Below are 9901 nucleotides of genomic sequence, written 5' to 3' on the forward strand. Positions count from 1 at the left end.
TAACTATTATGTTAGTGTTTAAGTATGTGAATTGATTATTCTTTACTTAGAGCTAAAGAACAGTGAGGTGTTAAATGGATACCCTTTTATTAAAGAATTGTCTGACCATCAGCCTAGAAACCGGTGAAAAAATAGTTCGCGACATTTTAATTGAAAATGGAATCATTAGCCAGATCTCTCAAACTATCGAAAATCCTCCTTCAACTTGTAAGACATACGAGGTTGGAGAACGTTATGTACTGCCGGGATTAATCGATTGCCATACACATTTAGGCATCATTGAGGAGGCTACTGGTAATATAGGAGTCGACAACAATGAGACATCTGACTCTGTTACCCCCCATTTACGAGGCCTAGATGCCATTAACCCACAAGACATAGCTTTTAGGGATGCTATTCGAGCAGGAGTCACAACTGTAATGACTGGTCCAGGAAGTAATAACGCCATCGGTGGATTAAACTTAGTTATTAAAACCCATGGTAACATTATTGACCAGATGATTGTTAGAAGTCCGGCTGGTCTTAAAATCTCACTCGGTGAAAATCCTATGGCAACTTATGGAGCCCATGGTAAATGCCCTGTTACGAGAATGGGCATCACCGGGTTAATAAGAGATATATTTATGAGAGCTCAGGATTATTTAGAATTAAAGAAGTCAGGCAAGCTAGATTACAGGGATATCCGTTTAGAAGCAGTAATCCCTGTATTAAGTGGCGATATTTCGTTGCGAGCTCACGCTCATAGAGCAGACGATATTGTTACTGCTGTGAGAATTGCCGAAGAGTTTAAGATTAAAAAGCTTGTGATTGAACATGGTACAGAGGCCCATTTAGTTGCTGATTACTTAGTTGAAAGAAATATTCCCGTTGCATTTGGCCCTATGCTTACCCCTCGAATCAAGATGGAGCTGAAGGCTAGAAATTACAATTCAGTGTTGAAACTAACGGAAGCGGGTGTTAAAGTTTCCTTAATCTCAGATCATCCGTACAATTCCATCGATCAACTAAGAACTGTGGCAGGACTTGCTATCTCCGAAGGTCTTTCCGAACTGGACGCGTTAAGATGCCTGACAGTCCATCCAGCTGAATTGCTGGATTGCGACAATCGAATAGGGAAGCTTCAAGAAGGATTTGATGCTGATATCGCCATCTATACTGGTGACCCTTTCAACACCATGTCCAAAGTTATGTTGACCATGTCCAGTGGAAAAATAGTCTATCAAAAGGACTAAGTATATTAAATAAGTGAGAGGCTGAAACAAACCATTAAGTTCATTTCAGCCCCATTTTATTCGAGTTGTATAACAAGAGGATCGTTCAAACTTCTTTTGTTAGCGGATCACTTCATACTAACTTCATTAAAATAGCGACTTGAATTTGCTAAAATAAAAAGTGGATTCCGCAAGTAATCAATTGGGTACAAATCATCTCTTGCAGAAATGAGTGCCATAATCTTAGCAACCTTTGTTGAAGGATCAATCGTTAAAATGACAAAGGCATCTTTTTTTGCAGATAAAGGATAAATAACATTGTTTTTATTAAAAACATCATGGTGTGCATCCAAGGTAAGAACTCTAAAATCACAATTACGCCAACGAGTATCATAAAGTTTAAAAGCCTGATGGGCAACCAGAGTTAAAAAGATATCCTCGGTCAAAGATAGTTCGATTCCCATCATATAACCTTCACCATCTAGATCATTCCAATATTCACAATGAAACGCCTTATCAACAGCCTCTCTATATGTCTTCGTGGCCAAACGCATTTGACTCAAACTTTGGCCCATGCTGAGCCATTTAATTCTTGGAATGTTAAGAGTGTTCACATCATAGTAAAGCCCGATATCACTTTTTTCGAGGGTATAGTCGTCAACAGTTTCATTAGGCATTAGGTAGATATAGCCCATTTGCATGTTATTATCGCAGGTAATAAGCAAGGAACATCCCCCCCTAAGCTTCGAATTCCAGTCTCATTATTCTTATATTGATTCTGCGCAGTTGTACCTTTTTCCTCTATCTTCAATGATACAATATTCGACATACCTTTACAACTCGGTAGTTTACAGTAACTAGAGTCATAACAGAGTAATCATGGCAGGACTAAAATTGGGTTATTGAACTGCTAAATGAGATACTCCCTCTTATTAGACGAGCAGCTATCAACTATGATATTCTTAGTTAATCTCCACACGCGGAAATATACTGTCAAAGGAGTATTGTATGTCTCGTTTTATTCTCACTGAACAAATAATTCTAGATCTGGCAGATAATGATCGTGTATATAGAAAGGGCCTGTCTTATTACATGGCAGGCAGAGTGATAAATTTCTCCTTTTCACCCGATAAAGGGCTTGTTAATGCTTCAGTCGTAGGCGGTTTACGATACGTAGTACAAGTTGCCTTTGAACGTGAGGGCTCGATTCGCTCTTACCGTTGCACCTGCCCCGCCTTCACAGACTATCCAGGAGCATGCAAACATGTTATAGCTGTACTGAAGGCTTCCCAAGCAAAATTACCCGTTGCCTGGCCGGCTCCCATCGCCCTGAACCATGTTGTTAACGACCTTCTTGCTGCCTTCGCCAATCATCCCCAGGAGACCCTCTTGGATAAGTTAACTATGAACGTGGAACTTCAAACTATGCCTAACCACAGGCTTTCTACTCATCTGCAACTGAAATTGGGTCTTCAACGCCTCTATGTTGTTAAAGACATCGGACAATTACTTAAGGCTATTAAAACAGGACAATCACTGGAATTTGGCAAGCAATTTACTTTTGAACCTGCAAGGCAGATCTTTAAAGAAGAAGACCGCGCAGTGATTACTATGCTGCAGGAAATGTTTGACCAGCATACAGCCTTAACTGAAATGCAGGGCCCGTATTATTCCACAGCGGTGTTAAACCAAAAAGCATTGCCTTTAACTGGCTATTACCTAACCAAATTTTTAGACGCCCTGGGGGACAAAATGTTTCTTTGGGGAATCGGATCCAGTCCTCTAGAGCCCACCCAGATTGTTCGGGATGGGTTACCCATGGAATTCTCTTTACAGTTACAAGGTCAAGATCTCGCTTTAGCCCTGGAAACGGACGAGGTGCCCCTTCTGCTTACGCAAGATGGCAATTATTACGCCTACCAAAATAAAATTTACCAAGCCTCTCTCACTCAGAAGGACCTGCTCCCTCCAATTATAACTGCACTTCGTGAAGGGGCTAAAACCCATATTCTTATACCCTCAGCTCAGAAGGAGTTTTTCGCCTCAGAAGCCTTACCTTTGATTGGAAAACTGGGGCAAGTTTCAATCGATCCCCTCCTTGAAGACAAATTCGCCCATCAGGATTTACAAGCTAAGATCTATCTTGATCGCGCATTAGATATGGGTATTACAGCCCGCTTAGAATTTCACTATGGGAATACCATCATAAACCCATTTGCTTCAACTCGAGAAACCGTCAATGATTTCGATGCCAATGATATCATTCTTATTCGTTCTGCAGAAAAGGAACGCAGAATTATAAGTATTCTTGAACATGCTGATTTTACAGTCTCTAAAGGAAGCATCCACCTTGAAGAGGATGAGAAAATCTTTGAATTTACCGTTAACTGGCTTCCCCAACTCCGGGACCTGGCCGAACTATACTATTCTGATCAATTTAAGCTGAAAATACGTACTGCAACCACCTTTTCTGGTCATGTTCGGCTAGATGAAACTTTAGACATATTGGAAATCTCCTTCCAATATAATGATATCCCCCAAGATGAATTGGCCAGCATTTTCGACTCCCTCCATTTAAAGAAAAAATATCATCGCCTTCGTGACGGTTCATTCCTCGACCTGAATCAGCCAGAATTAACAACGGTTGCTGAACTCTTAGATAACTTAAACCTTGGTGCCGATGATCTAAACAAGAAACTGCTCAATTTACCCAAATACAGAGCAATGTACATAGACAGTTTTTTACGTCAGGCTAACCTGCCGGGAGTACAGCGAAATAAAGCCTTTAAGCAATTGGTGCAAAGCATTCTCGAACCCCAAGATGGAGAGTTTGAAATCCCTGAAGAACTACAAAATATCTTAAGAGATTATCAGAAGACCGGTTTTAAGTGGTTGAAGACTTTAGCCTCATTTGGATTAGGCGGTATCTTGGCTGATGATATGGGCTTGGGAAAGACCCTGCAAGTCCTCTCTTTTATTTTGTCAGAAAAACCAACCGCCAAAGGACCGGCACTCGTCATCGCCCCTACCTCTTTGATCTATAATTGGCAAGAAGAAGCAAAGAAATTCACTCCCGCCCTGCGAGTGCTCGTCATAGAAGGTGCTCCCCAAGAAAGACAGGCTCTCCTGAAGAATTTAGAAACCCATTGGGACTTGGTGGTTACTTCCTATCCCATACTGCGGCGAGACATTGATGAATTTGCCAAGGTTGAGTTTTCATACTGTTTCTTAGATGAGGCACAACATACTAAAAATCCTCAAACACTCAATGCTAAATCAACTCAACAAATTAAAGCTAAAGGGTATTTTGCTTTAACGGGAACACCCATTGAAAATGCTCTTTCCGAACTCTGGTCCCTCTTCAATTTCGTAATGCCGGGATATCTCCTTACTCTCCAAGAATTTCGAAAGCAATATGAAATTCCAATTATCAAAGGCGAGAACCCTGCCGTCATTACTGAATTAAGTCGGCATGTTAATCCCTTTATTTTACGACGTCTAAAAAAGGACGTACTAAAAGAGCTTCCAGACAAGATCGAAACCCAACTAAATGCTCCTTTGACAGAAGAACAAAAAAAGCTATATGTTGCTTATTTACAAGAAGCAAAAAGCAAAATAGCCCAAGAAATTGCTACTATGGGTTTCAACAAAAGTCACATGAAGATTCTGGCGGCCCTGACCAGGCTTAGACAAATTTGCTGTCATCCTTCAATGTTCATCGAGAATTACACTGGTGAAAGCGGTAAAATGTTGCTTTTGCAGGAAATCCTCACGGATGCTCTAGACAGCGGCCACCGCATTTTAATATTTTCTCAGTTCACAACTATGTTAGATATTATTCAAAGCCATCTCATTTCCGAGAATATCGAGCATTTCTATCTTTCGGGTTCTACTAAAGCAGTTGAACGTTTGAACATGGCCAATTTATTTAATTCCAATCAAGGCAAGGTCTTTCTGATTTCCCTAAAAGCTGGCGGTACAGGATTAAACCTGACGGGAGCGGACATGGTTATTCACTACGACCCATGGTGGAATCCCGCCGTTGAAGATCAAGCTACAGATCGAGCTCACCGCATTGGCCAAAATAACGCTGTCCAAGTGATTAAACTTATTACCCAAGGAACCATCGAAGAAAAAATTAACGTCTTACAAGCAAGGAAAAAGAAGCTGGTTGATTCAGTTATTCAGCCTGGAGAAACCATGCTCTCCAAGTTAACAGAAAGTGAGCTGAGAGAGCTCTTCGACATACCTTGATGCTCAAATGATAATATAATCACTATTGGACATAACTAACTACTTTTTAAGAAGGAAAAGCTGTATAAAAAATCGTCCCACTGCTCCCTGTTTTAAATTCGAAACCAGCTCCATGTCTTTGAGCAATACCAATAGATATTGCCAGCCCGAGGCCTGTACCACTGTCTTTTGTTGTGAAAAACGGAGTACCTATTTTTGCTTGTACTTCTTGAGGAATGCCTTTGCCTTGATCCTTAATTTCTAAAACAACTTTATCTTCTTTTAAATAAGTGCTAATCGTAACACATCCCTGTTCTGCAGTGGCTTCTAAACCATTGCGAACTAAGTTCAAAATAAGTTGTTTTATCTCATTTTCATTGACCAAAATATCCGGCACCAGATTTAAATCTACATTTACTTCCTTATTATTGTTATAGGCATCTGCCTGGATCATAGGTAAAACTTTATTAATAACTTCATTAATATTCTGGCGCATGATGTTATCTGAGTTTTCTTTAGCCAAAGATAAAAAGTCTGTTATTATTGTATTGGCACGATCAATCTCAGAAATCATCAAATCTATGTATTCCTTATCATTTATGTATTGAGGTTTTGCACCAAAAAACTGCAAAAAACCTTTAACAGTCGTTAAGGGATTTCTTATCTCATGGCTGATTCCAGCCGCTAACTGTCCAATCAGATTAAGCCTTTCTAATCGATTAAGTTCTTGTTGCTGCCGTTTCGTCTCCGTAATATCTCTAAAAAACACTGTCAAACCTTCGTTATAGGGGTAAGCATGAAATTCATGGTTTTGATCAGGATTTGCTAAGCCTTCTGCTTCCCAATGAACTGATTTATTTTGAGACATTGCTTCGTATATCTTATCGTAAGTTACAGAACCTTTAATTTTTGGGAATATTTCCCATATGATTTTTCCTATAAGTTCAACATTATTCCCTCCAATAAACTTTTGTGTTTCCTTGTTGACAAAGATAAACTGCGCATTGCGGTCTAATGCATAAAACCCGTCTGAAATCCCTTCCATAATTTTAATTATGTTAAGTTTTGATGCTTCTAAAGCTGCGTTTATTTGTTTTAAATCATCTGTAAAACAAGTTATTTTATTTAAAACAGGTTTCAATTCCGGTAATTTATTTATAATATTTTCATGTTCACAATTATCATTTATTATAATTGCACAAAATCTTTCTAAATATAATTTAATCTGCTTCATATGATTTCTAATTGAAATTATAATCAATATCGATAAAGTTAAAGATAGTATTACTATTACACTTAATTCATTAAATGACGTCAATACTAAATCAGCATCCTGAGCATAGGCCCATACATAACCTACTATTTTTCCCTGGTCATATATTGGTAGGATAGCCTTAATTACCTCGTTACTTTTTGATATGATATTGAATTCACTCAATGATAGCATTTCAGGGCGTATTTGCTTAAATGAAATAGCATCAATAGTTTGATTTTTAATGACTAAATCTAATTCTTTATCATAATAACCAATAACATAGCTATCATTTCCATTAATAACTGACTGGATGATTTCATTTATTTTTAATACTTTATTATCCTTCGTTAAGCTCTCATCTCTTTTTAACTCTTCTATAGTGGAAGTCCGAGATTGTATTTCTGTTTGAACTCTTGAAGCATTTAATAATAAGTCGTAATTAAATTTTAGGCCTTGTTTCTCCCAGAAACTTTGCCCATAAAAAAGTATAAACAAAATTAGAAAAGCAAAAATGCTAAATATAACTTTGAATAAGGTCAATTGAATTATAGATTGCCTTTTATAAATATATTTGAAATTAAAAACCATCAAATTTATCCTCCAGCTGTCCAAATAAAAAAAGTTTCCAAAGAGTTTTGCCGAAATATTAAAAGCTGGGATATCCATCCCAGCTTTTAATATTGTTAGCTACGAAATGTGATTACTCCAGGTTCTAAACCTTCTATTTATCTTTGCAACGATTTGGGAGTTTTTGGTTGATATGCCCAAAATGTGCACGCAAAGACGGAGGACGCACTAGCTAAAATCATTAATAGCGAAGCAACTATGGAGAAAACATATTTTTTCATAAAATAATTACTCACCTCCTCACTTATTAAAAACAGGCAGTAAGGTGATGCTTTGATAAACCACACCTAATACTGCACTAACAATTACCAATTCAGAGTCTACTAAAGCAACTACTAAAAAGGAGATAATTACAAAAAGCATAGAAAAAATCTTCAATCTATATTTGAAACTAGTGGACTTAATCGGCTTTGATTCACTGTCTACAGGAGCTAAGAAAGCTACTGTTAACAATGAAATCAATAAAAGAAAAATTAGAATTTGCCTATTAGTTAAATCATATTCCACAACTTTTTTAGTTGAAACCCCCAAAAAACTATAAACTATAGTACCAAAAGCCAAACACTTGAGAGGAGTATCAAAGTGCGCTCCTCCTGATACTCTTCTTAATGAGCTACCGAAAAAGGCCGCAATAACCGTCGGCATTAAAGCATTTAAAGAATATCCTAAAAGTATAAGAAAAAAAGAGCCTAAGACAAATAGCAGTGCAGTTTCAATTGCGTATGTTATAATTTCCTTCTTATCATCATTATAATTTAGTTCACGTGTTATTAGTTCAGAAAGTTTATTACTAATGTTTTCAGTAAAATGCATTTATCCTACCTCTTTTCGAATAAGTTTATTTATTAAAAAGGCGAAGATAAACATAATAAATACTTGAGGTTCTGTTATCATAATCCTTATTACTAAGTTTTCAAATAGTGTTTCAGGAGTCACTCCAAAAACTGGCATTAGTAGTGATAGACAAACAAATTCGATGATTACTAACACTAAGATACTTAATAGACTTGCTATTAGGGACAAACTAAAATCTCCATTGCCAAACAAAATTAAGGCTAATAACAGAAAAATCATTTGGATAATAGTATGAATCCCAAAAGGCAAGGTAAACATTCTCAAAACATACGAAATAAATGCTAAAGCTATCCCAAGCAGAATAATTTTTTTCCATCCCATGGGTATCTTTGCAATTACAAAAGCTAAAGTGACTACTGCGATTACTTCAGGTATACCTTGTACGAGAAATGCAATAAATGGAATATCTATGAATTAACCCCCTCTCCCACATTGCATGAATAAATAGGACCTAGCGAAACATAATTGGCACCTTTTCCATAAGCAAGGAACTTACGCTAAAAGCCTTCCCTCTTAGCAGTTCAAGTAACTCGTTTAATGTATGATTTATTCAAAAGTAAAGCTGCGCTAAATAAAAGAAGGACGTGTATTTCTCCTATTCCAATTCTTACAACTATGTTTGTAAGAAAAATTTTGGGTGTTATATTAAAAACACCCAAAAACAATGATAAGCAAGCACACTCAAATATAGCTAAAATTAAGTAGCTTAAAACACTTGCCATAAAGGATAGGCTAACATCCCTTTTACTTAGTTTAGTTAGACACATAAATAATAAAAACATTACCAAGATAGTATGAATTCCAAAAGGGATAGGACACAATCTCACTGTATAAGCACTAAAAGCTAAACATGTACCAATAAAAAAAATTCTATCCCACTTTATAGGGACCTTTGCAATTATAAATGCTAAAGTTGTAACTGCCGCTTGTTCTGGAATTCCTTGTATAAGCAAAGAAATGAATGGAATCTCAATAGATCATTTCACCCCTCTATTTAAAATTCTGAATAAACTTGCCAGCCATTAGTTGCTCTATAACGTCAACATCCATTTATTAATTATTACACACTCTAAGTGTCGAATTCGCGTAAATCTTGTCTATCTAAGCATTGAAATTTTAAAAAATGTATACTCCAAAGCAAAAAAGCTTTGGGGTATACATTTTGTATATGAACTTATTCTAAGAACAGGATTCTACATGCAACGCCCTGCTCTATTTCCAAAATTCTTATTGAAACCACCCTTGACTAGGTTGGCCTTGCTGCATTTGCTGACCCTGCTGTTTTTGACCTTGGCCTTGACATGACCTTGCTGTGAGTTTTGACTCATTGTTTGAAGTTGTTGCTGTTGTTGTGACTGGGCCTTAAATTGAGTCATATGTTGAACTAGTTGATTTAATTGTTGTTGTCCCTAATTATAAACGCTAAAATAAAAGTGAGCCAAAAATAAGAGTAACGCCAGGAAAAAAGTGAGCCACTTCTTATAAAAAACCTGTATAGTTCAGATCAGTAAGAAGCTGACGTACAGGGGTGAAAGGGTGTCAATAGAAGTGGATGTTTATAAAAAGATACGCTATCTACATGAGCATGAAGGCAAGTCACAGAGGGATATAGCAAAATTGCTTGGGATATCTCGCAATACGGTTAAGAAATACTGTGAGGGATCACTGGTCCCATGGGAACGGCAAGGAATAAGTGGTCGTCAGAGGTATGTGGTAACCG

The 9901-nt window shown here is 37.2% G+C and carries 9 protein-coding genes; 3 read left to right on the forward strand and 6 right to left on the reverse strand.

Annotation, left to right across the window (positions count from 1 at the left end; translation table 11 throughout):
• The first annotated feature begins 74 nt into the window (after positions 1-74).
• Positions 75-1232: an amidohydrolase gene (locus BUB11_RS18680; protein ID WP_073031264.1), complete on the forward strand. Its 1158-nt coding sequence runs from the start codon at positions 75-77 to the stop codon at positions 1230-1232.
• 107 nt (positions 1233-1339) lie between these two features.
• On the opposite strand, the gene BUB11_RS18685 is transcribed toward BUB11_RS18680, so the two are convergent.
• Positions 1340-1936, reverse strand: coding sequence for a hypothetical protein (locus BUB11_RS18685; RefSeq protein WP_073031265.1), 597 nt, complete (start codon positions 1934-1936; stop codon positions 1340-1342).
• A gap of 283 nt (positions 1937-2219) precedes the next feature.
• Here BUB11_RS18685 and BUB11_RS18690 point away from each other — a divergent pair, with 283 nt between their 5' ends.
• The gene (locus BUB11_RS18690) at positions 2220-5465 is read left to right on the forward strand and encodes a DEAD/DEAH box helicase (RefSeq protein ID WP_073031266.1); all 3246 of its coding nucleotides are present in this window, start codon (positions 2220-2222) and stop codon (positions 5463-5465) included.
• A gap of 46 nt (positions 5466-5511) precedes the next feature.
• Here BUB11_RS18690 and BUB11_RS18695 read toward each other — a convergent pair whose 3' ends face one another.
• The 5 genes from BUB11_RS18695 to BUB11_RS18720 form a co-directional block, all read right to left on the reverse strand.
• The gene (locus BUB11_RS18695; RefSeq protein ID WP_073031267.1) at positions 5512-7287 is read right to left on the reverse strand and encodes a two-component system sensor histidine kinase NtrB; all 1776 of its coding nucleotides are present in this window, start codon (positions 7285-7287) and stop codon (positions 5512-5514) included.
• Between the two features lie 137 nt (positions 7288-7424).
• On the reverse strand, positions 7425-7547 hold the full coding sequence (locus BUB11_RS18700; RefSeq protein ID WP_073031268.1) for a cyclic lactone autoinducer peptide: 123 nt from the start codon (positions 7545-7547) through the stop codon (positions 7425-7427).
• Between the two features lie 19 nt (positions 7548-7566).
• Complete coding sequence (locus tag BUB11_RS18705; protein ID WP_073031269.1) at positions 7567-8139, reverse strand: accessory gene regulator ArgB-like protein; 573 nt, start codon at positions 8137-8139, stop codon at positions 7567-7569.
• Positions 8140-8502 carry a hypothetical protein gene (locus BUB11_RS28055; protein ID WP_242947608.1) on the reverse strand — a complete coding sequence of 121 codons (363 nt, stop codon included), beginning with the start codon at positions 8500-8502 and terminating at the stop codon, positions 8140-8142.
• An 872-nt stretch (positions 8503-9374) separates the two neighbouring features.
• The gene (locus tag BUB11_RS18720) at positions 9375-9557 is read right to left on the reverse strand and encodes a hypothetical protein (protein WP_073031272.1); all 183 of its coding nucleotides are present in this window, start codon (positions 9555-9557) and stop codon (positions 9375-9377) included.
• A 160-nt stretch (positions 9558-9717) separates the two neighbouring features.
• Between BUB11_RS18720 and BUB11_RS18725 the strand changes: the two genes are divergently transcribed.
• The coding region (locus tag BUB11_RS18725; RefSeq protein ID WP_143187654.1) for a sigma factor-like helix-turn-helix DNA-binding protein at positions 9718-9901 on the forward strand (184 nt) is incomplete at its 3' end.

The sequence above is a fragment of the Desulfosporosinus lacus DSM 15449 genome, assembly GCF_900129935.1.
GTDB classification, from domain to species: domain Bacteria; phylum Bacillota; class Desulfitobacteriia; order Desulfitobacteriales; family Desulfitobacteriaceae; genus Desulfosporosinus; species Desulfosporosinus lacus.

Bases quoted from the DNA above. Each gene is read 5' to 3' on its own strand.
- BUB11_RS18680 (WP_073031264.1), top strand. From the start codon at position 75: ATGGATACCCTTTTATTAAAGAATTGTCTGACCATCAGCCTAGAAACC.
- BUB11_RS18690 (WP_073031266.1), top strand. From the start codon at position 2,220: ATGTCTCGTTTTATTCTCACTGAACAAATAATTCTAGATCTGGCAGAT.
- BUB11_RS18695 (WP_073031267.1), bottom strand. From the start codon at position 7,287: ATGGTTTTTAATTTCAAATATATTTATAAAAGGCAATCTATAATTCAA.
- BUB11_RS18700 (WP_073031268.1), bottom strand. From the start codon at position 7,547: ATGAAAAAATATGTTTTCTCCATAGTTGCTTCGCTATTAATGATTTTA.
- BUB11_RS18705 (WP_073031269.1), bottom strand. From the start codon at position 8,139: ATGCATTTTACTGAAAACATTAGTAATAAACTTTCTGAACTAATAACA.
- BUB11_RS28055 (WP_242947608.1), bottom strand. From the start codon at position 8,502: ATGGGATGGAAAAAAATTATTCTGCTTGGGATAGCTTTAGCATTTATT.
- BUB11_RS18720 (WP_073031272.1), bottom strand. From the start codon at position 9,557: ATGACTCAATTTAAGGCCCAGTCACAACAACAGCAACAACTTCAAACA.